Annotated in this window: 18 protein-coding genes; 12 read left to right on the forward strand and 6 right to left on the reverse strand. The window is 60.3% G+C overall.

Annotated features, from left to right (window positions below; genetic code table 11):
- The first annotated feature begins 147 nt into the window (after window positions 1–147).
- Both FHK92_RS22795 and FHK92_RS22800 read left to right on the forward strand, forming a co-directional pair.
- Complete coding sequence (locus tag FHK92_RS22795) at window positions 148–1,650, forward strand: ATPase domain-containing protein (RefSeq protein ID WP_181290097.1); 1,503 nt, start codon at window positions 148–150, stop codon at window positions 1,648–1,650.
- Entirely contained in the window at window positions 1,647–3,317 is a 1,671-nt protein-coding gene (locus tag FHK92_RS22800) for a response regulator (protein WP_181290098.1), read from the forward strand. Before FHK92_RS22795 ends, FHK92_RS22800 begins: the two co-directional genes overlap by 4 nt.
- Window positions 3,318–3,685: 368 nt before the next feature.
- On the opposite strand, the gene FHK92_RS22805 is transcribed toward FHK92_RS22800, so the two are convergent.
- Genes FHK92_RS22805 through FHK92_RS22825 form a run of 5 tightly spaced genes read right to left on the reverse strand, consistent with a single transcriptional unit; the run spans window position 3,686 to window position 10,211 of the window.
- Window positions 3,686–4,063 (reverse strand): response regulator, encoded by a 378-nt coding sequence (locus FHK92_RS22805; RefSeq protein WP_030142671.1) that lies wholly within the window; start codon window positions 4,061–4,063, stop codon window positions 3,686–3,688.
- Entirely contained in the window at window positions 4,056–5,321 is a 1,266-nt protein-coding gene (locus FHK92_RS22810; protein ID WP_181290099.1) for a hybrid sensor histidine kinase/response regulator, read from the reverse strand. Before FHK92_RS22810 ends, FHK92_RS22805 begins: the two co-directional genes overlap by 8 nt.
- Window positions 5,322–5,326: 5 nt before the next feature.
- Complete coding sequence (locus tag FHK92_RS22815; protein ID WP_375154626.1) at window positions 5,327–5,914, reverse strand: chemotaxis protein CheB; 588 nt, start codon at window positions 5,912–5,914, stop codon at window positions 5,327–5,329.
- A complete protein-coding gene (locus tag FHK92_RS22820) occupies window positions 5,911–6,726 on the reverse strand; it encodes a CheR family methyltransferase (RefSeq protein WP_181290100.1) in 816 nt (271 codons plus the stop codon). The genes FHK92_RS22815 and FHK92_RS22820 overlap by 4 nt, the downstream gene beginning before the upstream one ends.
- Window positions 6,726–10,211: a response regulator gene (locus FHK92_RS22825; protein ID WP_181290101.1), complete on the reverse strand. Its 3,486-nt coding sequence runs from the start codon at window positions 10,209–10,211 to the stop codon at window positions 6,726–6,728. The genes FHK92_RS22820 and FHK92_RS22825 overlap by 1 nt, the downstream gene beginning before the upstream one ends.
- 260 nt (window positions 10,212–10,471) lie before the next feature.
- Here FHK92_RS22825 and FHK92_RS22830 point away from each other — a divergent pair, with 260 nt between their 5' ends.
- From FHK92_RS22830 to FHK92_RS22875, 10 genes are all read left to right on the forward strand, one after another.
- Window positions 10,472–10,843, forward strand: coding sequence for a response regulator (locus FHK92_RS22830; protein ID WP_181290102.1), 372 nt, complete (start codon window positions 10,472–10,474; stop codon window positions 10,841–10,843).
- Between the two features lie 75 nt (window positions 10,844–10,918).
- Entirely contained in the window at window positions 10,919–12,211 is a 1,293-nt protein-coding gene (locus FHK92_RS22835) for a glycosyltransferase family 4 protein (RefSeq protein ID WP_181290103.1), read from the forward strand.
- Between the two features lie 83 nt (window positions 12,212–12,294).
- Window positions 12,295–13,200 (forward strand): AraC family transcriptional regulator, encoded by a 906-nt coding sequence (locus FHK92_RS22840; protein ID WP_030142678.1) that lies wholly within the window; start codon window positions 12,295–12,297, stop codon window positions 13,198–13,200.
- 291 nt (window positions 13,201–13,491) lie between these two features.
- The gene (locus FHK92_RS22845) at window positions 13,492–14,802 is read left to right on the forward strand and encodes an ABC transporter substrate-binding protein (protein WP_181290104.1); all 1,311 of its coding nucleotides are present in this window, start codon (window positions 13,492–13,494) and stop codon (window positions 14,800–14,802) included.
- 163 nt (window positions 14,803–14,965) lie between these two features.
- A complete protein-coding gene (locus FHK92_RS22850) occupies window positions 14,966–15,898 on the forward strand; it encodes a carbohydrate ABC transporter permease (protein ID WP_181290105.1) in 933 nt (310 codons plus the stop codon).
- 10 nt (window positions 15,899–15,908) lie between these two features.
- A complete protein-coding gene (locus FHK92_RS22855; RefSeq protein ID WP_181290106.1) occupies window positions 15,909–16,739 on the forward strand; it encodes a carbohydrate ABC transporter permease in 831 nt (276 codons plus the stop codon).
- Between the two features lie 120 nt (window positions 16,740–16,859).
- Window positions 16,860–17,963 carry an ABC transporter ATP-binding protein gene (locus FHK92_RS22860; RefSeq protein WP_181290107.1) on the forward strand — a complete coding sequence of 368 codons (1,104 nt, stop codon included), beginning with the start codon at window positions 16,860–16,862 and terminating at the stop codon, window positions 17,961–17,963.
- Window positions 17,964–17,981: 18 nt separating this feature from the next.
- A complete protein-coding gene (locus tag FHK92_RS22865; RefSeq protein ID WP_181290108.1) occupies window positions 17,982–19,463 on the forward strand; it encodes a mannitol dehydrogenase family protein in 1,482 nt (493 codons plus the stop codon).
- Between the two features lie 196 nt (window positions 19,464–19,659).
- Window positions 19,660–21,147, forward strand: coding sequence for a xylulokinase (gene xylB, locus FHK92_RS22870; protein ID WP_181290109.1), 1,488 nt, complete (start codon window positions 19,660–19,662; stop codon window positions 21,145–21,147).
- Between the two features lie 12 nt (window positions 21,148–21,159).
- Window positions 21,160–22,098 carry a carbohydrate kinase family protein gene (locus FHK92_RS22875; RefSeq protein ID WP_181290110.1) on the forward strand — a complete coding sequence of 313 codons (939 nt, stop codon included), beginning with the start codon at window positions 21,160–21,162 and terminating at the stop codon, window positions 22,096–22,098.
- A 65-nt stretch (window positions 22,099–22,163) separates the two neighbouring features.
- Here the strand turns inward: FHK92_RS22875 and FHK92_RS22880 are convergent, their stop codons facing one another.
- The gene (locus tag FHK92_RS22880) at window positions 22,164–22,442 is read right to left on the reverse strand and encodes a DUF1652 domain-containing protein (RefSeq protein ID WP_181290111.1); all 279 of its coding nucleotides are present in this window, start codon (window positions 22,440–22,442) and stop codon (window positions 22,164–22,166) included.
- Between the last annotated feature and the right edge of the window lie 352 nt (window positions 22,443–22,794).

Below are 22,794 nucleotides of genomic sequence, written 5' to 3' on the forward strand. Positions count from 1 at the left end.
GGGCGCAGGCCAAAAGTTGTGCACCACTGCGCGTTTTGTCAAAGAAAGCGGAACCGCCATGACTGTCAAAGGTCAAGTGTTCAGGCAGTTTCATTTCAGGCGTTACCCCGCCTGCTGCCCACTTCCCTAGTCACGAGAGGGTTATTTTTGACTACATCTAACGAGTTGATCAGCGCAAAAGCCGCCACCGGCATCGAAGGGCTGGACGATGTCCTTTCCGGTGGTTTGTCCCGAGGTCACGTGTTCCTCCTGGAAGGAGAACCGGGCACCGGCAAGACCACGGTCGCGTTGCACTTCCTGCTGGCCGGCGCCGAAGCCGGCGAGCGCTCGTTGTACATCACGCTATCGGAAACCGAGCGTGAATTGCGCCAGGGCGCAGCCTCCCACGGTTGGACGTTGGATGAAAATATCCACATTTTCGAGCTGACCCCACCCGAGAGCCTGCTCAACGCCGAGCACCAGCAAAGCCTGCTGTATTCCTCGGACCTGGAACTGGGAGAAGCGACCCGGCAGATCTTCGAAGTGGTCGAGCGATTCAAGCCGACTCGAGTTGTGCTGGACAGTCTTTCGGAGATCCGTCTCCTGGCGCAAAGCTCCCTGCGCTATCGCCGGCAGATCCTGGCGATCAAGCATTACTTCGTGCGCTACGACGCCACCGTGCTGCTGCTGGATGACCTGACCACCGAGTCCCTCGACAAGACGGTTCACAGCGTGGCCCACGGCGTCATCCGCCTCGAAGAACTGACGCCGAACTACGGCGCCGAGCGACGCCGCCTCCGGGTGGTGAAATACCGCGGGCAGAAATACCGCGGTGGCTACCACGACTTCACGATCATGGGCGATGGCGTGCATGTCTTCCCTCGCCTGGTGGCCGCCGAACATCGAGGTCAATACATTCGCCAGCAGCTCTCCAGCGGCATCGCGGAAATGGACGCGCTGTTGGGTGGCGGTATCGAGACCGGCTCAAGCACGCTGATCCTGGGCCCGGCCGGTACCGGCAAATCGTTGATCTCCCTTATCTTTGCAGCGGCGGCTGTGCATCGCGGCGAAAAAGCCGCCCTGTTCATTTTCGATGAAGAGCTGGGTCTGTTGTTCGAGCGCATGAAGAACATCGGCATTGATCTGCTGGCGCTGCAAAAGACCGGTAACCTGCTGATCGAGCAAGTCGACGCCGCCGAGCTGTCTCCCGGTGAGTTTTCCCACCGCGTGCGGCGCTGCGTCAATGACGCGAACATCAAGACCGTCGTGATCGACAGCATCAACGGCTACCAGGCCGCCATGCCGGAAGAAAACGCCCTGGTCCTGCATATGCATGAGCTGTTGCTTTACCTGAACCGCAAGGGCGCAGCGACGTTCATGACGGTTGCGCAGCATGGGTTGGTGGGCGACATGCAGGCACCGGTGGACATCACCTACCTGGCCGACACCGTCATTCTGTTGCGCTACTTCGAGGCGCTGGGCAAGGTTCGCCGGGCGGTTTCCATCATCAAGAAACGGACCGGCAGCCATGAATCGACGATTCGCGAATACCGCATCAGCAGGCTGGGCATGACCATTGGCGAGCCGCTGGAAGCATTCCAGGGTGTATTGCGTGGAGTACCGACTTACATGGGAGCGGATAATCCATTGCTAGAGGATGATTCCCAGTGACGTCGGCCGAACCCTTGTCCGAGCGGGCGCTGATTCTTGCGCCGCTGGGACGGGACAGCCAGATTGCCCTGATGATTCTCAACGAAGCCGGTTTCAGCGGCCTTGTCTGCAGTCATTTGGGGCATCTGTGCGAGGAGTTGGAGCACGGCGCGGGCCTGCTGGTGATTTCTTCGGAGGCCTTGGTCGGGCCGGACCTGGAAACCCTGTTCCAGTACATCGAACAGCAACCGGCCTGGTCCGACCTGCCCATCGTCCTGCTGACGCATCATGGCGGACCGGAGCAAAACCCGGTGGCACGCATCGGCACCCAGTTGGGCAACGTGACGTTCCTGGAACGGCCCTTCCACCCGGTGACGCTGGTCAGCCTGGTCACCACGGCCTTGCGCGGGCGTCGAAGGCAATATGACGCGCGGGACCGCCTGATCGACCTCAGCAACAGCGAGCTGCGCCTGCAGAACACCCTGGAAACCCTCGAGCAACAAGTCGAGGAGCGCACCGCCCAATTGCGTCACAACGAGGAGGCCTTGCGCCAATCGCAGAAAATGGAAGCGGTCGGCCAACTCACCGGCGGCATCGCCCATGACTTCAACAACATGCTCACCGGCATCATCGGCAGCCTCGAACTGCTGCGCCGACGCCTGGCCCGTGGTCGCACCGAAGACCTCGACAGCCTGATCGACCTGGGCGTGACATCGGCCAATCGGGCGGCCGGCCTGACCCACCGACTGCTGGCGTTCTCCCGGCGGCAATCGCTGGACTCCAAGGCCGTACAAATGAACACCCTCGTGCTGTCCATGGGCGAGCTGCTGCAACGCAGCCTCAATGAGAGCATCGGCCTGGAAATGCGCCTGGACGAACAACTCTGGATCGCCGAGGCCGACCCCAACCAATTGGAAAGCGCCCTGCTCAACCTGGTCCTCAACGCCCGCGACGCCATGCCCGACGGCGGCAAACTGGTGGTGCAGACCTTCAATCAATACCTGGACACCGGCTTCACCGACGCCTACACCAACCTGGAGCCCGGCGACTACGTGGTGTTGAGCGTGCAAGACAGCGGTTGCGGCATGCCCGAAGCGGTGATCAATCGTGCATTCGACCCGTTCTTCACCACCAAACCCATCGGCCAGGGCACCGGGCTGGGGCTGTCGATGATCTATGGTTTCAGTAAACAGTCACGCGGCCACGTGACCATCGACAGCGAGGTCGGAAAAGGCACGACCGTGAATCTCTACCTGCCGCGCTTCATTGGCGAAGAGATAGACGAACCGCTGGTCCACGCCCAACAGGCGCCTTATGCGCAAGATGGTGAAACCGTGCTGATCGTCGAAGACGATCCAGCGGTGCGCGTCCTGGTCAGCGCGGTGCTGAGCGAGTTGGGCTACGCCTTCGTCGAAGCCGGCGATGCCAATGGTGCGATGCCGATCCTGCAATCCAACCAGCGCATCGACCTGCTGATCAGCGACGTGGGCCTGCCAGGCATGAATGGCCGGCAACTGGCAGAAATCGGCCGCCAGATCCGCCCCGACCTCAAGGTGCTGTTCATCACTGGCTACGCTGAACACGCGGCGGTGCGCGGCGGCTTCCTGGATTCGGGCATGCAAATGATCACCAAGCCGTTCACGTTTGATCTGTTGACGGCGAAGGTGCGGGAAATGATCAAGGTTTGAGTTCGGCCGGGCTCTTCGACGACGCTTTCCTCCGGTGGGAGCGAGCCTGCACGCGAAGGCGTCAGGTCAGTCGATTAAGATATTGAATGTGCCGGCCTTTTCGCGAGCAAGCTCGCTCCCACAGAGGGCTGTGGTGTACATGAATATTGTGGCTGGTGAAAACCCGAATGTGGGTGGGAGCGAGCCTGCTCGCGAAGGCGTCAGGTCATTCGATGAAGATATTGAACGTGCCGGCCTCTTCGCGAGCAGGCTCGCTCCCACAGGGACTTTTGGCGCTCTTTCCAAAAGTGACCCGCTGTAAGAGCGGAACCGCCAGCCGCCATTACCGCAGAAACGGATATGTACTCAACCACCCGTTACCGCAAAACCTACGACAACATCCCCTGCATAATCCCCTGCAACACATCCAAATCAAACGGCTTATCCAAAATCGGCGCCTTGCGCGTAATCGGACTATCAGTCTCACGCACCTCCTGCGCATAACCACTGATGAAAATAACCTTCAAGTCCGGACGCAACCGCACCGCAGGCTCAGCAATCTGCACCCCGGAAATGCCACCGGGCAAGCGGAAGTCAGTGATCATCATGTCCAGATGAGGCTTGCTCGCAAGAATCTCGAACGCCTGCTCACCGTTTTCGGCTTGCAGCACCCGATAACCCTCCCCGGACAGGTAGGCCGACAGCACCATCAGGATCGATGGGTCATCCTCGACGATCAGTACAACGTCTTGCGCATCTTCACTCATGAGAAGCCTTTGTTGGATCAATAGCTGCTGATACGACCTTGGGGTCACTCAGAGGTTGCGTCCGTTCGCCAGTTTTCTGAAAAGGCAGACAAACGCGAAATAACGCCCCTTCGTTGAGGCGACTATTGACCGTGATGATACCGCCGTGGGCGGTGACGATCTGCTCGGAAATGAACAGCCCAAGCCCCAGGCCCGCCGTGGCAGCCTTGGAGGACACACGTTCGAATTGCTGGAAAATGCGCGCCTGGTTCTCTTCGCTGATGCCGATGCCATGGTCCTGGACTTCGATGCAAGCATGTTCGGGCGTCTTGTAGACCCGCACCTCGATCGGACTCTTGCTGCCATAGCGCAACGCGTTGGTCAGCAGGTTCGAAACCACCTGCTCGATGCGAAACTCATCCCAATGCCCTTCTACCGATGACTCGGCGGTACAGGTCACCGTGCATTCGGCGGCGGCGATCTGCGGCTGGAAGTTGTGCAGCAGGTTCTGCACCAGCGCCGTCAAATTGAAGCAGGTCGGACGAATGGACAGCTTGCCGGTGCGAATCCGCGACACGTCCAGCATGTCCTCGATCAAGCGGATCAAACTTTTGATCTGGCGCTCGTCACGCTCGACCATCGCCTTCACCTTGTCCAGGGTGAACGCTGCGGCGTTGTCCCGGGCCAGGTGCATCTTGCGCAGCTGCGTTTCCAGGATCAGTCCGTTGAGCGGCGTACGTACCTCATGGGCGACGATCGACATGAAGTCGTCACGCATGCGCACCGCCTGTTCGAGTTCGCTGCGGGTCGCTTGCAGTTGCTGAAGCAGTTGCTCCTGCTCCCGACGGCTCTGCTCCAGGGCAATCACCTGTTCCTTCATCGCCTTGCGCTGGCGATAAAGCTCGACGAATACGTTGACCTTGCTTTTGACCGCATGGTTGTCCAGCGGCTTGTGCAGGAAATCCACCGCACCATTTTCATAGCCGGTGAAAGCGTAGTTGCGCTCGCGGCCAGCGGCGCTGACGAAAATGATCGGGATACTGCGGGTCTTTTCCGTGCCGCGCATCAGCTCGGCCAATTCGAAACCGTTCATGCCCGGCATCTGCACGTCGATGATTGCCAGGGCAAAATCGTGTTGCAAAAGCAGGGACAGTGCTTCGTCCGCCGACAAGGCTTTATAGACCTGACGGTCGTCGCGTTTGATCAACGCTTCCAGGGCCAACAGATTCTCAGGCAGATCATCGACGATCAGCAGTTTGGCTTGAATATCTCTTGGCATGTGGTTCATTCCAGGCCGGCCAACAGTTGGCCGATGCCCTGCAAAGTGAGGATGTGGTCGGGCTCGTGCAAGGTGAGTGCCGCTTCGGGCATGGTAGGGACCTGCGCCTCCTCCGGGTCCTGGACAATCGTGATACCGCCCAGCGCCTTCACCTTGGCCAGGCCCCGGGCGCCATCGCTATTGGCACCGGTCAGCACCACTGCCAGCAAATGACGGCCATAGACATCGGCGGCCGACTCGAACAACACATCAATCGATGGTCGCGAGTGGTGCACCGGTTCTTCCAGGCTCAAGGACAGGCTACGGTCAGCCTCGATCGACAGGTGATAACCGGGCGTCGCAACGTACAAGGTTCCGGGCACGATGTCCTGTTTGTCCCGGGCTTCCTCCACCGGTATCGCGAGACGATGACGGAACACCTGGGCCAGTTGGCTATGACGCTCGTCCGGCAGATGCAACACCACCAGAATCGGCACCCCGAACCCTTGGCGCAGTGGGCTGAACACGTTCAACAGCGCTTCGACACCGCCGGCGGACGCGCCGACGACAATGGCCTCGATCATTGGCCTGGACCTGTCCGTCATTGATTTCATAACTTGCGATAGATCCGTTCCTGTTTGACCAACGGTTCGAATTGCTTGCCAAACACCGAAAAATCCAGCGTTTCCTTGCTGCCCAACACCAGGAAGCCACGATGGCAGAGTGATTCGTGAAACAAGCCGAAGGCACGATCTTGCAGTTTTTTATTGAAATATATCAATACGTTACGACAGGAAATCAACTGTGTTTCCGAAAAAACGCTGTCGGTCGCCAGGCTGTGGTCGGCAAACGTCACGTTCTGGCACAAGGTTTTATCGAACATGGCGTAATCGTAGGCGGCGGTGTAGTAATCGGCAAATGATCGCCGACCTCCCGCCCGCTGATAGTTTTGCGTGTAGGCCCTGACGTTTTCCAACGAGAAAATGCCCTGCTTGGCTTTTTCCAGCGACCGCGGATTGATGTCCGTCGCATAAATGAGCGTGCGCTCCAGCAGCCCTTCCTCGCGCAGCAGGATCGCCATGGAGTAGACCTCCTCCCCGGTGCTGCAACCGGCGATCCAGATCTTGATCGAGGGATAGGTCTTGAGCAGCGGCACCACTTCCTCGCGGATCGCGAGGAAATGCGAGGGGTCGCGGAACATCTCACTGACCGGAATCGTCAGCAGTTGCAGCAATTGCATGAAGGCCCCCGGGTCATGCAGCACCCGCTCCTGCAGCGCCGAGATGGTCTTGCAATCGAACTGGCTCAACGCATGCAGGACCCGGCGCTTGATGGAAGCGCCGGAGTAATCACGGAAGTCGTAGCTGTACTTCAGGTAGATCGCTTCGATCAACAAACGAAGTTCAATGTCAGTGTTACGTTCCACTAAATTCTTTCCATATTCGGCAACCACACGCGAATCAGTGAAAACAGGCGATCCAGGTCGATCGGCTTGGCCAGGTAATCGTTGGAGCCGGCCGCCAGGCACCGCTCCTGGTCATCTTTCATGGCCTTGGCCGTCACCGCGATGATGGGCAGTTTCTGCCAGCGCGGGTCCTTGCGGATCAGCGTGGTGGCTTCAAAGCCGTCCATCTCGGGCATCATCACGTCCATCAGTACCAAGTCGATGTCCTCGACTTCATTCAGGCGTTCGATCGCCTCGTAGCCGTTACGCCCGATGACCACGATCGCCCCTTTCGCCTCCAAGGCGCTGGTCAGGGCAAAGATGTTGCGCACATCGTCGTCCACCAACAGCACCTTGCGACCTTCGAAAACCTTGTCGCGGCTGCGGGCGGTCTGAAGCATCCGCTGCCGTTCATGTGACAGCCTGGATTCGACTTTGTGCAGAAAGAGTGTCACTTCATCCAACAGGCGCTCCGGCGAACGCGCGCCCTTGATGATGATCGAGCGCGAATACTTGCGCAGTTCGGCTTCTTCATCGCGCGTCAGGTTGCGCCCGGTGTAGACGATCACGGGTGGGAACGAACAGATCTCTTCGCTGGACATGCGCTTGAGCAGATCGTTACCGAGCATGTCCGGCAGCTTGAGGTCAATGATCATGCAGTCATAGACGTTGTCGCGCAGCAGATCCAGGGCTTGCTGGGCCAGGCCGACGGCGGTGATCTCGATGTCTTCGTCGCCGATCAGGCGGGTAATGCTGTCGCGCTGCAGGTCGTCGTCTTCCACCAGCAGCACGCGCTTGACCTTCTGGGTCAGTTTGGCTTCCAGGCGCGCGAACACATCCTTGAGCTCCTCGCGGGTGGTCGGCTTGACGGCGTAACCGATGGCGCCCATGTGCATCGCCGCTTCGACGCGGTCTTCAACGGAAATGACATGCACCGGGATGTGCCGGGTGGCTGCCTGTTCCTTGAGGCGCTGCAGCACCGTCAGCCCGGAGTGGTCCGGCAGGCGCATGTCCAGCAGGATCGCGTCGGGACTGAGGCGTGAGGCCAGGTCAAACCCTTCGTCTGCGCCATGGGCCACCAGGCATTGGTAGCCAAGTTCATGGGCCAGGTCGAACAGGATCCGGGCGAACTTGGGCTCGTCTTCGATGACCAGGATGCAACGGCTGTCGAAAGGCGCCTTTTCACGGTCATCGGCGAACTGCGGGACAGGCGCCTCCACTTCCGCGACCAGTGTTGCCGGCGCGGGGGCAGCCGTCTGGACCGGTGTCAGCGAGGCTGCCGGTGGGGTGAACGTCATCGGCGCGATGGGGCTGTCCCCGGGCTCAACGTAGCGCCCAGGCATTGCCAGGGTGAATTCACTGCCCTGCCCTGGCGCACTGGTCACCGAGATGGAACCGCCCAGCAACGTCGCCAAGTCCCGAGAAATCGACAGGCCCAGGCCCGTACCGCCGTAACGGCGATTGGTGGTGCCGTCGGCCTGGCGGAACGCCTCGAAGATACTCTGCTGCTGGTCGGCGGCGATGCCAATCCCCGAGTCGCGGACCATGAACGCAATGCCGCCACCCGGCTGGCCCGCCACGGTGAGCCGGACAGAGCCGTGTTCGGTGAACTTCACCGCATTCGACAGCAGGTTCTTGAGCACCTGTTCCAGGCGCTGGCGATCGGTGTACAGCATCGCCGGCGCATCGGGCTGCACCTGCACATCGAAGTCCAGGCCTTTTTCCCGCGCCAGCGGCGTGAACAGGTCCCCCAGTCCCTCCACCAGGCGCGCAACGCTGGTGTTTTCCGGACGCACTTCCAGCTTGCCGGCCTCGACCTTGGAGATATCGAGAATGTCGTTGATCAGGTTCAGCAAGTCGTTGCCGGCGGAGTAGATCGATTCGGCGAATTTGACCTGCTCTTCGCTGAGATTCTTGTGCGGGTTTTCCGCCAGCAACTTGGACAGGATCAGCGAGCTGTTGAGCGGGGTGCGCAGTTCATGGGACATATTGGCCAGGAACTCGGACTTGTACTTGCTCGAGCGTTGCAGCTCTTCGGCGCGTTCCTGCAACTGGATCTGGGCGATGTTCAACTCGCTGTTCTTCTGATCCATGGCGTCGCGCTGCTCGGCCAATTGCTCGTTGGTCTGCTCCAACTCCTGTTGCTGGGCTTCCAGGTGGGCCTGGGATTCCTTGAGGATGCGCGACTGCTCTTCCAATTCCTCGTTCGCAGTCTTGAGTTCTTCCTGCTGCACTTGCAGTTCTTCGTTCAACTGCTGGGTCTCGGCCAATACTTCCTGCAGGCGCTGGCGATAACGAGCTGCTTCGATGGAGGTGCCAATGTTGCCGGCCACCAGATCCAGCAACTCGATGTCCCGCTCGGTCAAGGGTCGCAGGAAGCCCAACTCGACGACACCGTTGATCCGGTCGTCGTCACGGGTCGGCACCACCAGCACGCAGTTGGGGCGCCCCTTGCCGAGCCCGGAGCTGACGTTCAGGTAGTCGTTCGGGACGTCATCAAGGCGAATGACCCGGCCTTGCCGCACGGTCTGCCCGACGATGCCTTCACCGTCGATGATGACCTGTTGCTGTTCGTCATCCTCCCGGGACATACCATAGGTAGCAACGCGCCGGAGGACGCCATTTTCTTCCCGCGCATAAAGTGCCGCGACCACGGTGCCCAGGTATTGCGCGCAGAATTGCAGAATGTTGCGGCCCAGCAGGTTCAGGGACAATTGTCCAAGGACTTGCTCGGCCAGTTGAGTCTGCCCATTGCGCAGCCACGCTTGTTTTTCCAGGCGCGCCGCGCTGTCCTGCTGAACTTTGAGCGTCACGCTATAGCTGCGGGACAGGTTCAACAGGTCCCGGCGCCCCACGTAGGCCAGCAGCCCGCTGACCGCCGCGACAAACAGCAGATACAGAGCGATGCTCCAGACCGTCGTGGTGCGCACTTGCTCGTTGCGCTGGGCGCGCAGTTGTTGTTCGGTTTCAACAACGTCTTCGAAGGTCTTGCGGATCTCGTCAGTCAATCGCTTGCCGCGTCCGGCCTTCACCGCTCCCCGGTAATCACCGCTGCTGCGTTGCAGATCGATCATGCCCTGGGCGTAGTTGCTCCACTCCACCTGGAGTGCTTGGATCTTGTGCAGGCGGTCAGTCTGCACGGGATTGTCGGCTGTCAGTTCCAACAATGTATCCAGTGCCACCGCGATGCGCGGCTTGGCCACTTCGTAGGGATCGAGAAAGTGTTCGTCGCCGCTCAACAAATAACCGCGCATGCCGGTTTCCAGGTCCACGCTCAGCTTCATGGCGTCGTTGACGTTGTTGAGGACCCGATCGGTGTGCCCGACCCACTGGATCACCGACAGCAGGTACGTGATCAACACAATGAAGAACACGGCGCTGAGGGCGCCCATGCCCAGGGGCAGGCTGATATTGCGGCTCAGGAGCTTGCGAAAACTTTGCTCGTCGACCGAAGACGAAAGAGGCATTGGAAATGGCCCTGGTGGAAAGTTGAAAACCGTGGAGTTTGCCCAAAAACACGGGGTGGATCCACACTTCCGACAAGTCCAGGACGCAAATCCCCCAGGCCGTTCGCCTGGGTCTCAAGGATGCGACTATCCTTGTCAGCTCTTGTACTATAGATCCTTTCTTGTACAAGTTCGGGAACTTGTGCCGCCTCGCGACTTACTCATGCATACGGCCGGTTCTTTACCACGCCCTCCCGATTCCATCTTCCGAGAAGTCTATTATGTCCGTCCCTGCTCCTGTCACCCCTCCCACCATTCTGGTAGTCGAAGACGACAGCATCGTGCGCATGTTGATTGTCGATGTGCTGGAAGAACTGGAATACAAGGTGTTGGAGGCAGAAGGTTGCGAAGAGGCGCTGGCGCTGTTGAATGATACGGACCGCTCCATCGATCTGATGATGACCGACGTCAACATGCCGATCATGGACGGCCGCGAACTGGCAAAAGAAGCACGCAGCGTGCGCCCCGGACTTCCTATCCTGTTCGCCAGTGGCTACGCCGAAAGCATCGACGTGCCGGAAGGCATGAACGTGATTGGCAAACCGTTCTCCATCGATCAATTGCGCGACAAGGTCAAAAAGATTCTTTCTTGAGCCCAGGCGCATTCTTGGTCACTATCGGCGCCCCGCGCGCCGACCGCGCCTGACCCGCTTCAAGGAATGCCCCAGATGCCTCATCCCACCGCCACCAAAGTCCTGGTTATCGGCTATGTCTGGCCCGAGCCACGCTCATCGGCGGCGGGTGGGCATGTCATGCAACTGCTGGAAGCCTTTCTCGGACAAGGCTGGGACATCACTTTCAGCAGCCCCGCCCGGCCCGGCGAGAACCGCGCCGACCTGATCGGCTTGGGCATCCAAGAAGTACCGATCGAGCTCAATAACAGCAGTTTCGATGCCTTCATCAATGAACTCGCGCCGGATATCGTCCTGTTCGATCAGTTCATGATGGAAGAACAGTTTGGCTGGCGGGTGGAAAAACACTGCCCCGACGCCCTGCGGGTGCTGGAGACTTCGGACTTGCAAAGCCTGCGGCATGCCCGGCACCAGCGCCTGAAGGATCGCTTGAAAGCCGACGAGACTTCCCAGGATTTCAGTGATCTGTTCGCCCCGGCCCTGCGCGAGGAGTTCGAGCTGATGGCCGACACTGACATGGCCAAGCGCGAGATCGCTGCCTTATTGCGTTGCGACTTGAACCTGATGGTGTCTGAATTCGAGATCGAGCTGCTGGTTGAACATTTCAAGGTGCCCCGCGAGTTGCTGCTCTGGTGCCCGTTGATGCTGGACCTGCCCACCGAACCGTTCGTGCCCTTCGAAGATCGGGCGCATTTCCTCAGCATCGGCAACTTCCGCCACGCACCGAACTGGGACGCCGTGCTCTGGATGAAAAACGCAGTGTGGCCGCTGATTCGCCAACGATTGCCCGGTGCACAGCTGCATCTTTATGGCGCCTACACGCCACCCAAGGCCGCGGCGCTGCACAACCCGAGCCAGGGCTTTCATATCATGAACTGGGCCGAGGACGCCTTGCAGGTTATGTCCGCGGCGCGTATCTGCCTGGCGCCGCTGCGTTTCGGCGCTGGCATCAAGGGCAAGCTGATCGAAGCCATGCTCTGCGGCACGCCCAGTGTCACCACGCCGATTGGCGCCGAAGCCATGCACGGCGGCATGCCTTGGCCCGGTGCGATCGCACAGAGCGCCGAGGACATCGCCAACGCCGCCGTGCAGTTGTATACCGACTCGGCCCGCTGGGCCCATGCCCAAGAGGCGGGGCTGGCCTTGCTGGCGGAACGTTTCCGCAGGCAGGTCCACGCCCCTGCGCTGATCGACAGCCTCAACGCCTGCCGCGCCGACCTGGCCCGCCGCCGCCGGGATAACTTCATCGGCGGCATGCTGCGTCACCATCAGCACAAGAGCACTCAGTACATGTCCCAATGGATCGAGGAAAAGAACCGCAACAGCTGAGCCAGGCTTCGTTCGCCAGGGCTGGAACCCGGGCGGCGAAGGGGGCATTATCCAGCGGCGATAACAACAAAAGCGCCAGGCACATGACCCGCACAGCCAGAGTCACCGACCCTTCCTACGAGTTGATGGACGATCATAACGGCCTGTCCATCATTTACCGCCAGCACGGTTTCCCCTGCCCGCTGGTGCGCTGGCATTTCCACAAGGAGTACGAGCTGCACCTGATCGTCGCGAGTTCGGGCAAGGTGTTCATCGGCGATTACATCGGCAATTTTTCCCCGCAGTCGCTGTTCCTCACCGGCCCCAACCTGCCCCACAACTGGATCAGCCAGGTGGAGGAAGATGAAGTGGTGCCCAAGCGCGACATGCTGGTGAATTTCACCGATGAGCTGTTCGAAAGTGGCAACCAGGTATTTGCCGAACTCAAGACCCTGGCGCCGCTGCTGGAACGGGCTCAATACGGCATCGAGTTCCGCTGCAAGCGCACCGTCCGCCAGGCGATGATCCTCATGCAGCGCATTGCCGATTCCCAAGGCATGAGCCGACTGGGTTATTTTTTCATCCTCATGGAATTGCTGGCGAGCTGCGACGACTACCAATTGCTTTCAGGCGCCACCTCCACTCAAGCGGCAGACGAGCACAGCATTGACCGTACCAACCGCGCGGTGGACTACATTTTCGCCCACTACGCCCGGGAGTTGCCCTTGGAGGAAGTGGCCGAGCACCTGGGCATGAAACCCACCTATTTCAGCCGGGTGTTCAAGCAAGCCACCGGGCGCTGCTTCATCGAATTCGTCAATCGCCTGCGCATCAGTAAATCCTGCGAACTGCTGGCCGATGGCGACAAACCGGTGACGGACGTGTGCTTTGAATCGGGCTTCAACAATATTTCCAACTTCAACCGGCGCTTCCAGCAACTCAAGGGCATGACTCCTTCCCACTACCGGCGGCTGGCGGTGCAGCGGTTGACCGAGCAGAACCAGGGTTGAATATTCACCCCTTCCCCCGTGGCGAGGGAGCTTGCTCCCGCTGGGCTGCGCAGCAGCCCTAAAAGACAGGGCCGCTGCGCGCCCCAGCGGGAGCAAGCTCCCTCGCCACAAGAGCTCCTCGCTCGCGCTACTCCTTTTCCAGTGCAAAAAAGTATCAGTAAAAGTGTGACGGATGATTTGTCACACCGCTCATTGAGGGCTGTAATCAGCGCACATTCTTCCACTCATCCGGAAGACACAAAAACAATAACTGTCCTTCTGCAGCCCGTGGGCGCGGAAAAGGAGTGCGCGATGAAACCTTCGGTAAAAGCTCTGCTTGTCTCCACCTGCATGACCCTCAGCAGCGTCAGTTTCGGCGCACAAACCCTGACCATTGCCACCGTCAACAACAGCGACATGATCCGTATGCAAAAGCTCTCGAAGACCTTCGAGGCCGAGCACCCGGACATCACGCTGAACTGGGTGGTGCTTGAAGAAAACGTCCTGCGCCAGCGCCTGACCACCGACATCGCCACCCAAGGCGGACAATTCGACGTGCTGACCATTGGCATGTACGAAGCTGCACTCTGGGGCGCCAAGGGCTGGTTGGAACCCATGAAAGACCTGCCGGCTTCCTACGACCTGGAGGACGTCTTCCCTTCCGTGCGCGATGGCTTGTCGGTCAAGGGCTCGCTGTACGCCCTGCCGTTCTACGCCGAGAGTTCGATCACTTACTACCGCACGGACCTGTTCAAGGACGCCGGGCTGACCATGCCCGAACATCCGACCTGGACCCAGATCGGTGAGTTCGCAGAAAAGCTCACCGACAAATCCAAGGAACAATATGGCCTGTGCCTGCGGGGCAAGGCCGGTTGGGGCGAGAACATGGCGCTGATCACCACCCTCGCCAACGGCTTTGGCGCGCGCTGGTTCGATGAGAAGTGGCAGCCGCAGTTCAATGGACCCGAGTGGAAGGATGCGCTGAACTTCTACGTCGACAACATGAAGAAATCCGGCCCGCCCGGCGCTTCCAGCAACGGCTTCAACGAGAACCTGGCTCTATTCAACAGCGGCAAATGCGCGGTCTGGGTCGATGCCAGCGTCGCCGGTTCGTTCGTGACCGACAAGACCCAGAGCAAGGTGGCCGATCACGTCGGATTCACCTTCGCGCCCCACGAGAAAACCGACAAGGGCAGCTCGTGGATGTACTCCTGGTCCCTGGCGATCCCGACCAGTTCCAAAGCCAAGGACGCCGCCAAGGTCTTTACCACTTGGGCAACATCCAAGGAATACAGCCAATTGGTCGCCAAGACCGACGGCATTGCCAACGTCCCACCGGGCACCCGCACCTCGACCTACAGCGACGAGTACATGAAGGCCGCGCCGTTTGCCAAGGTGACGCTGGAATCGTTGAAAGTCGCCGACCCGAAAGCCCCGACCCTCAAGCCCGTGCCTTACATCGGCATCCAGTTGGTGACGATTCCTGAATTCCAGGCCATCGGCACCCAGGTGGGCAAGTTCTTCTCTGGCGCGCTGACCGGCCAGCAGACCGTGGACCAGGCGTTGACCGCCGCGCAGTCCACCACTGAACGCGAGATGAAGCGTGCCGGGTATCCCAAGTAAAGACTTGTAAATATCCATTTGTGGCGAGGGAGCTTGCTCCCGCTGGCGGGCGAAGCCCGCCCTGGCGATCAGAACGATTGCCAATCGGCATGGGCCCGCTGCGCGGTCCAGCGGGAGCAAGCTCCCTCGCCACAGGGAATGTGTCGCATAAGAGTAAGCGCTCATGAATAGCTCAACGACAACAGTCAAAGCCCCCATCGAAATAGCCCCGCCAGCCCGCAAGATCCGCCTGGCCAACCCCGGCTGGTTCCTGGTCAGCCCTTCGGTCGCCTTGTTGCTGCTGTGGATGATCGTGCCGCTGGGCATGACCGTCTATTTCTCGATGATCCGCTACAACCTGCTCTATCCCGGCGAAAACGAGTTCGTCGGGCTGGAGAACTTCACGTATTTCCTCACCGACTCAGGGTTCATGACCGGCGCCACCAATACGTTGCTGCTGGTGGGCAGCGTGCTGTTGATCAGCATCGTGCTCGGCGTCTTGATCAGCGCGCTGCTGGAAGCCAGTGAGTTTTTCGGCCGCGGCATCGTCCGGGTGTTGCTGATTTCGCCGTTCTTCATCATGCCCACCGTGGGCGCGCTGATCTGGAAGAACCTGATTTTCCACCCAGTCTCCGGAATCCTCGCCTCGGTGTGGAAACTCTTCGGCGCGCAACCGGTGGACTGGCTGGCCCATTACCCGCTGCTGTCGATCATTATCATCGTCTCGTGGCAATGGCTGCCCTTCGCGATCCTGATCCTGATGACCGCCATGCAATCCCTCGACCAGGAACAGAAAGAAGCCGCGCGCCTGGACGGTGCCGGCCCCATCGCGATCTTCTGGCACCTGACCCTGCCGCACCTGGCCCGCCCGATCGCCGTGGTGGTGATGATCGAAACCATTTTCCTGCTGTCGGTGTTCGCCGAAATCTTCACCACCACCAACGGTGGTCCGGGCTACGCCTCCACCAACCTCGCCTACCTGATCTACAACCAGGCGCTGGTGCAGTTCGACGTCGGCATGGCGTCGGCCGGTGGGTTGATCGCCGTGGTGATCGCCAACATCGCCGCCATCATCCTGGTCCGGATGATCGGCAAAAACCTCACCGACAAGCATTGAGGCCGTCGCCATGACTCTTCAACAATCCCGTCGCCTGCAAAGCGTGCTGTTGGGCACGCTGGCCTGGGCCATCGCGATCGTGATCTTCTTTCCGATCTTCTGGATGGTGCTGACCAGCTTCAAGACCGAAATCGACGCCTTCGCCACGCCGCCGCAGTTCATCTTCGCGCCGACGCTGGAGAACTACCTGCACATCAACGAGCGCAGCAATTACTTCAGCTTCGCCTGGAACTCGGTGGTGATTTCCTTCAGCGCCACCGCCCTTTGCCTGCTGATCGCGGTGCCGGCGGCCTACTCCATGGCGTTCTATGAAACCCAGCGCACCAAAGGCACGCTGCTGTGGATGCTTTCCACCAAGATGCTGCCACCGGTGGGCGTGCTGATGCCGATCTACTTGCTCGCCAAGCAATTTGGCCTGCTGGACACGCGCATCGCGCTGATCATCATCTACACGCTGATCAACCTGCCGATCGTGGTTTGGATGATTTACACCTACTTCAAGGACATTCCGCGCGACATCCTCGAAGCCGCGCGCCTGGACGGCGCCACGCTGTGGCAGGAAATGGTCCGCGTGCTGCTGCCGATCGCCAAGGGCGGCCTGGCCTCCACCGTGCTGCTGTCGCTGATCCTGTGCTGGAACGAGGCGTTCTGGTCGCTGAACCTCACCTCCTCCAAAGCCGCGCCACTGACCGCGTTGATCGCCTCGTATTCCAGCCCTGAAGGTTTGTTCTGGGCCAAGTTGTCCGCCGTCTCGACCCTGGCCTGCGCGCCAATCCTGATCTTTGGCTGGATCAGCCAGAAACAGCTGGTGCGCGGTTTGTCCTTCGGCGCGGTGAAATGAAACGCCAAGAGATCGCAGGCTTCGCCAGCTCCTACACGATCCTCGTAGGAGCTGCCGAGCACAGCGAGGCTGCGATCTTCCTGAGCCAATTGAATAAATGACAAGTGGAGGCCCATCATCATGGCCAACCTGAAAATCAAGAATCTGCAAAAAGGCTTCGAAGGATTTTCCATCATCAAGGGCATCGATCTTGAGGTAAACGACCGCGAATTCGTGGTCTTCGTCGGCCCTTCGGGCTGCGGCAAGTCCACGTTGCTGCGGCTGATTGCCGGCCTGGAAGAGGTCAGCGACGGCACCATCGAACTGGACGGCCGCGACATCACCGAAGTCAGCCCGGCCAAGCGCGACCTGGCGATGGTGTTCCAGACCTACGCCTTGTACCCGCACATGAGCGTGCGCAAGAACATGTCCTTCGCCCTCGATCTGGCTGGCGTGCCCAAGGCCGACGTCGAGAAGAAGGTCAACGAAGCGGCGCGCATCCTCGAACTGGGACCGATGCTCGAACGCAAGCCCAAACAACTGTCCGGCGGCCAGCGCCAGCGCGTGGCGATCGGCCGGGCCATCGTGCGCAATCCGAAAATCTTCCTGTTCGACGAGCCGCTGTCCAACCTTGACGCGGCCTTGCGGGTGCAGATGCGCCTGGAACTGGCGCGCCTGCACAAGGAACTGCAAGCGACGATGATCTACGTGACCCACGACCAGGTCGAAGCCATGACCCTGGCCGACAAGGTCGTCGTACTCAACGGCGGGCGCGTCGAGCAAGTGGGCTCGCCGCTGGAGCTGTATCACCAACCGGCGAACCTGTTCGTCGCCGGATTCCTCGGCACGCCGAAAATGGGCTTCCTCAAAGGTAAGGTCACCGGGCTCGACAGCCAGGGTTGTGAAGTGCTGCTGGACGCCGGGACCCGCATCAGCCTGCCGCTGAGCGGCGCCAACCTGAACGTTGGCGGTGCCGTGACCCTCGGCATCCGTCCCGAACACCTGAACCTGGCACAGCCGGGCGATTGCACGCTGAAGGTGACCGCCGATGTCAGCGAGCGCCTGGGCAGCGACACTTTCTGCCACGTCGTCACCGCCTCCGGCGAAGCCTTGACCATGCGGGTGCGCGGCGACCTGGCGAGCCGTTTCGGCGAGCAACTGGACCTGCACCTGGACGCCGAACACTGCCACTTATTCGATGCCGAAGGCGTAGCGGTTTCCCGCGCGCTGCGCGCTGCCGCCTGATTGCCGAGATTTTTTGTGATGAAACTCAACCGACAGAACCTGCACAACCTCAACGCCGAGGTCGTCCTGCCCGCCTACAACCTGGGCGACCGTCGCCAAGGCATCGCCCACATCGGCGTCGGCGGTTTCCACCGCGCCCACCAGGCGTACTACACCGATGCGCTGATGAACAGCGGCGAAGGCCTCGACTGGGCCATCTGCGGCGTAGGCTTGCGCCCCGAAGACCGCCGCGCCCGGGATGACCTGGCCGGCCAGGATTATCTGTTCACCTTGTATGAATTGGGCGACACCGACGACACCGAAGTCCGCGTGATCGGCGCCATCACCGATATGCTGCTGGCCGAAGACGGCGCCCAGGCGCTGATCGACAAACTCGCCGACCCGCAGATTCGCATCGTCTCGCTGACCATCACCGAGGGTGGCTATTGCATCGACGACAGCAACGGCGAGTTCATGGCCCACCTGCCGCAGATCCAGCACGACCTGAGCCACCCCGACGAGCCGAAAACCGTGTTCGGCTTCCTTTGCGCCGCCCTGGCCAAGCGTCGCGCGGCGGGTATTCCGGCGTTTACCCTGATGTCCTGCGACAACCTGCCCCACAACGGCGCCGTCGCGCGCAAGGCACTGCTCGCCTTCGCCGCGTTGCGCGACCCTGAGTTGGGGCAATGGATCGACCAGAACGTAAGCTTTCCCAACGCCATGGTCGATCGCATCACCCCGATGACCAGCGGCGCCCATCGTCTGCAATTGCATGACGAGCACGGCGTTGACGACGCCTGGCCGGTGGTCTGCGAACCGTTTGTGCAATGGGTATTGGAAGACAAGTTCATCAACGGTCGCCCGGCCTGGGAAAACGTCGGCGTGCAGTTCACCGATGACGTTTCGCCCTATGAGGAGATGAAGATCAAGCTGCTCAACGGCAGCCACCTCGCCCTGACCTACCTGGGTTTCCTCAAGGGTTACCGCTTCGTCCACGAAACCATGAATGACCCGCTGTTCGTGCGCTATATCCGCGCCTACATGGATTTGGATGTCACGCCGCAACTGGCGCCCGTGCCCGGCATCGACCTGACGGAATACAAGGACACCCTGGTGGAGCGCTTCTCGAACCAGGCGATCGCCGACCAGCTGGAACGGGTCTGTTCGGACGGTTCGTCGAAATTCCCGAAATTCACCGTACCGACGATCAATCGGCTGATTGCCGACGGTGGCGAGACTCGCCGAGCGGCGCTGGTCGTCGCGGCCTGGGCCGTGTACCTCAAAGGCGTGGATGAGAATGGCACGACCTATTCGATCCCCGACCCACGGGCGGCGTTCTGCCAGGCGCTGGTGGCTGACGATGTGCTCGTCACCCAGCGGATGCTGGACGTGGAAGAAATTTTTGGCACGGCGATTCCCCGTTCACCCGAATTCGTGGCAGCCTTCGAGTGGTGCTGCAACAGCTTGCGAGAGCATGGGGTGACGAGAACGCTTGAGCGAGTGCTGGCTGACACAAACTGATCTCGACGCGATCCGCTTTTCGTGGCGAGGGAGCTTGCTCCCGCTGGGTTGCGAAGCGACCCCCTGGGTTTGTCAGGCTCACTGCGTTGCCCGGTTTGGGGCTGCTGCGCAGCCCAGCGGGAGCAAGCTCCCTCGCCACAGGTAAGCCGTTAACCGCAGGTATTGTGTTGACTGTTCTTTTGACCCGAGGATTTCCATGGCAAACCAACAACTGTTCCTGGGCATCGACTGCGGCACCCAAGGCACCAAGGCGCTGATCCTCGATGCGGTCAGCGGCGAGGTACTTGGCCAGGGTGCCGCCGGCCATAGCATGATCAGCGGCGCCAACGGCCGCCGTGAGCAGGACACCCAGCAGTGGCTCGACGCGTTTACCCAGGCGACTCATCAAGCCTTGAATGCCGCCGGGGTCGATGGAAACGCGATCCTTGGCATTGGGGTGTCCGGTCAGCAGCACGGGCTGGTGCTGCTGGATGATCAAGGCGAGGTGCTGCGCCCGGCCAAGTTGTGGTGCGACACCGAGACCACGGCGGAAAACGATCGCCTGTTGGCGCACCTCGGCGGCGAAAGCGGTGCCCTGGAACGCCTCGGTGTGGTCATCGCGCCCGGCTACACGGTCTCCAAACTGCTCTGGACCAAGGAGCAGCACCCGCAAATTTTCGAACGCATCGCCAGCGTCCTGTTGCCCCATGACTTCCTCAATTACTGGCTCACCGGCCGTCATTGCAGCGAATACGGCGATGCGTCGGGCACCGGCTATTTCAACGTGCGCACCCGCCAATGGGACATGGAGTTGCTGCGGCATATCGACCCCAGCGGCCGGCTGCAATCGGCGTTGCCCGAACTGATCGAGGCTCACCAGCCCGTCGGCAGGATCCTGCCCGAAATCGCTGCGCAGTTGGGTATCAACCCCGAAGCGGTGGTCTCCAGCGGTGGCGGTGACAACATGATGGGCGCCATCGGCACCGGCAACATCCAGCCCGGCGTCATCACCATGAGCCTCGGCTCCTCCGGCACGGTGTATGCCTATGCAGCGGATCCCACCGTCAGCCCGCAGGCGTCGGTGGCAACGTTCTGCTCTTCCAGCGGCGGCTGGCTGCCACTGATCTGCACCATGAACCTGACCAACGCCACCGGGGCCGTGCGCGAGCTCCTTGAATTGGATATCGATAGCTTCAACACCCTCGTGACTCAGGCGCCGATCGGGGCCGAGGGCGTCTGCATGCTGCCGTTCCTCAATGGCGAGCGCGTCCCCGCCCTGCCCCATGCCACCGGCAGCCTCCTCGGCCTGACAACCACCAACCTCACCCGCGCCAATCTCTGCCGCGCGGTTGTCGAAGGCACCACCTTCGGCCTGCGCTATGGCCTCGACCTGCTACGCGCCAACGGGCTCAAGGCCGAGAGCATCCGCCTGATCGGCGGTGGCTCGAAGAGCGCGGTCTGGCGGCAGATCGTCGCCGACATCATGGACACCACTGTCATCTGCACCGAGCAGAGCGAGGCGGCCGCGCTTGGCGGCGCAATCCAGGCGGCGTGGTGCCACAGCAATACACAAGAATCCCTGGCTGAGTTGTGCGAGCGCTGCGTCAAGCTCGATCCAACCAGCGAAACCCGGCCCGTCACCGAACATGTCACGGCGTCGCAACTCGCCTACGAACGTTACCGGCAACACGTCGCAACCCTTTGAGAGCAGGCAATTATGTATTTGGTGTGTGGTGAAGCGCTGTTTGATTTCTTCAGCGCAAACGATGCTGGGGCACCAGCGTCGCAAGTGAATTACAAGGCGATCGCGGGTGGCTCGCCCTTTAACGTGGCCGTCGGGTTGCGCCGGCTAGGGGTCGAGTCGGCGCTGTTTACCGGGCTTTCCACCGATTATCTGGGGCGTCGCCTGCATCAAGTGCTGGTCGATGAAGGCGTCAGCACCCGGTTCGCCCACGATTTCGACGCGCCAACGACCTTGGCCATGGTCGCTGTCGGGGCCAATGGTTCGCCGCACTACAGCTTCCGTGGCGAAGGCTGCGCCGACCGACAGTTGAGCCCGGAACATCTGCCGGCGCTGGGTCCGGACGTGCGTGGCTTGCACATCGGCTCGTTTTCCCTGGTGGTGCAACCGGTGGCCGACACGCTGCTGGCGCTCGTGCAACGGGAAAGCGGCAAGCGCCTGATCAGCCTGGACCCGAACGTGCGGCTCAACCCGCAACCGGATATCGAGCTGTGGCGCTCGCGGATTGCGACGTTGGTGCGCTACGCCGACCTGATCAAAGTCAGTGACGAAGACCTGACCCTGCTGTATCCCGACCGGGACCCGCAGGAGGTGATCGATGGATGGCTGGAGCATCGTTGCCGGTTGGTGTTCCTGACCCGTGGCGGCCAGGGTGCGACGGCGTTCAGCCGTCAACATGGCGTATGGTCCCTGCCCGCCTGCCCAGTGACCATCGCCGATACGGTGGGTGCGGGAGATACCTTCCAGGCGGCATTGATCGCCTGGCTCACGGAGCACAATTTCGATTCAGTGGAAGGGGTGAATTCGCTGGAGCAGGACCAGATCGACAGCATGTTGGCGTTTGCCATGCGCGCCGCGGCGTTGACCTGTGGCAGGACTGGGCCAGATCTGCCCTATCGTGAACAACTGAACTAAGCCCGTCGAAACCGGACGCTGGGCTCGAACTCATCGATCCCGGCGTCAGGTTTGAAGGAACGTGATTAACGACCGCTCATCCGGTGTTGCTGGTGGAAGTAGTTGCCGCCGGTATTGCCTTGGTCCAGTTCGGTGCGCACCTCGGCAATCAGATCGTTGATCGCCCGGCAGCCTGTCAGCTTAGTGGCATCGATGTCACTTTTGATCAGCGCCACGCGGTCGGTTTCGTGATCGTCGTAAATCTTGATCGTCATGCAAAGGTCTGGGGACAACGTGCATTGCGAGCGCTTGGGCAGCAAGCTGCTTTCAATGATGTTTCGCATTTCAAGGGCAGATAAAAACATGGCAACTCTCTCCTGTTGAGGCAGCCAACTTATGTTCACGACGGCGGAATTTTCGTCCGATTCTTCCCTGCGGACAGGACTACGAATGCCGTGCCGTTCGTTCATCTTGGCGTTGTTGTGTTGTTGAAGCTCGTTATTCGAACTCTCGAATCAACCCGCAAAAAATATGCCCTTATCTGGATACAACGACACTGTTGCAAATCAATTACTTAGGAAATAAATCAAGCGAGACGGTCATGCAATTTGCACGCAAACGGCGTTTTATTCATGCAAAGTGCAACTGGCCCGACCTGCCTGATTGCTCAGACTAGCCACTATTTCGATTGCACAACCGGGCATTCGTCGGCTGCTT

Origin of the sequence: Pseudomonas brassicacearum subsp. neoaurantiaca (genome assembly GCF_013608025.1) — a bacterium.
Taxonomy (GTDB): Bacteria; Pseudomonadota; Gammaproteobacteria; order Pseudomonadales; family Pseudomonadaceae; genus Aquipseudomonas.

What these genes read in the sequence shown, in the direction of transcription:
- FHK92_RS22805 (WP_030142671.1), bottom strand. Translation starts at nt 4,063, where the DNA reads ATGAGTGAAGATGCGCAAGACGTTGTACTGATCGTCGAGGATGACCCA.
- FHK92_RS22845 (WP_181290104.1), top strand. Translation starts at nt 13,492, where the DNA reads ATGAAACCTTCGGTAAAAGCTCTGCTTGTCTCCACCTGCATGACCCTC.
- FHK92_RS22830 (WP_181290102.1), top strand. Translation starts at nt 10,472, where the DNA reads ATGTCCGTCCCTGCTCCTGTCACCCCTCCCACCATTCTGGTAGTCGAA.
- FHK92_RS22835 (WP_181290103.1), top strand. Translation starts at nt 10,919, where the DNA reads ATGCCTCATCCCACCGCCACCAAAGTCCTGGTTATCGGCTATGTCTGG.
- FHK92_RS22840 (WP_030142678.1), top strand. Translation starts at nt 12,295, where the DNA reads ATGACCCGCACAGCCAGAGTCACCGACCCTTCCTACGAGTTGATGGAC.
- FHK92_RS22850 (WP_181290105.1), top strand. Translation starts at nt 14,966, where the DNA reads ATGAATAGCTCAACGACAACAGTCAAAGCCCCCATCGAAATAGCCCCG.
- FHK92_RS22880 (WP_181290111.1), bottom strand. Translation starts at nt 22,442, where the DNA reads ATGTTTTTATCTGCCCTTGAAATGCGAAACATCATTGAAAGCAGCTTG.
- xylB (WP_181290109.1), top strand. Translation starts at nt 19,660, where the DNA reads ATGGCAAACCAACAACTGTTCCTGGGCATCGACTGCGGCACCCAAGGC.
- FHK92_RS22825 (WP_181290101.1), bottom strand. Translation starts at nt 10,211, where the DNA reads ATGCCTCTTTCGTCTTCGGTCGACGAGCAAAGTTTTCGCAAGCTCCTG.
- FHK92_RS22855 (WP_181290106.1), top strand. Translation starts at nt 15,909, where the DNA reads ATGACTCTTCAACAATCCCGTCGCCTGCAAAGCGTGCTGTTGGGCACG.
- FHK92_RS22815 (WP_375154626.1), bottom strand. Translation starts at nt 5,914, where the DNA reads ATGAAATCAATGACGGACAGGTCCAGGCCAATGATCGAGGCCATTGTC.
- FHK92_RS22860 (WP_181290107.1), top strand. Translation starts at nt 16,860, where the DNA reads ATGGCCAACCTGAAAATCAAGAATCTGCAAAAAGGCTTCGAAGGATTT.
- FHK92_RS22865 (WP_181290108.1), top strand. Translation starts at nt 17,982, where the DNA reads ATGAAACTCAACCGACAGAACCTGCACAACCTCAACGCCGAGGTCGTC.
- FHK92_RS22810 (WP_181290099.1), bottom strand. Translation starts at nt 5,321, where the DNA reads ATGCCAAGAGATATTCAAGCCAAACTGCTGATCGTCGATGATCTGCCT.
- FHK92_RS22875 (WP_181290110.1), top strand. Translation starts at nt 21,160, where the DNA reads ATGTATTTGGTGTGTGGTGAAGCGCTGTTTGATTTCTTCAGCGCAAAC.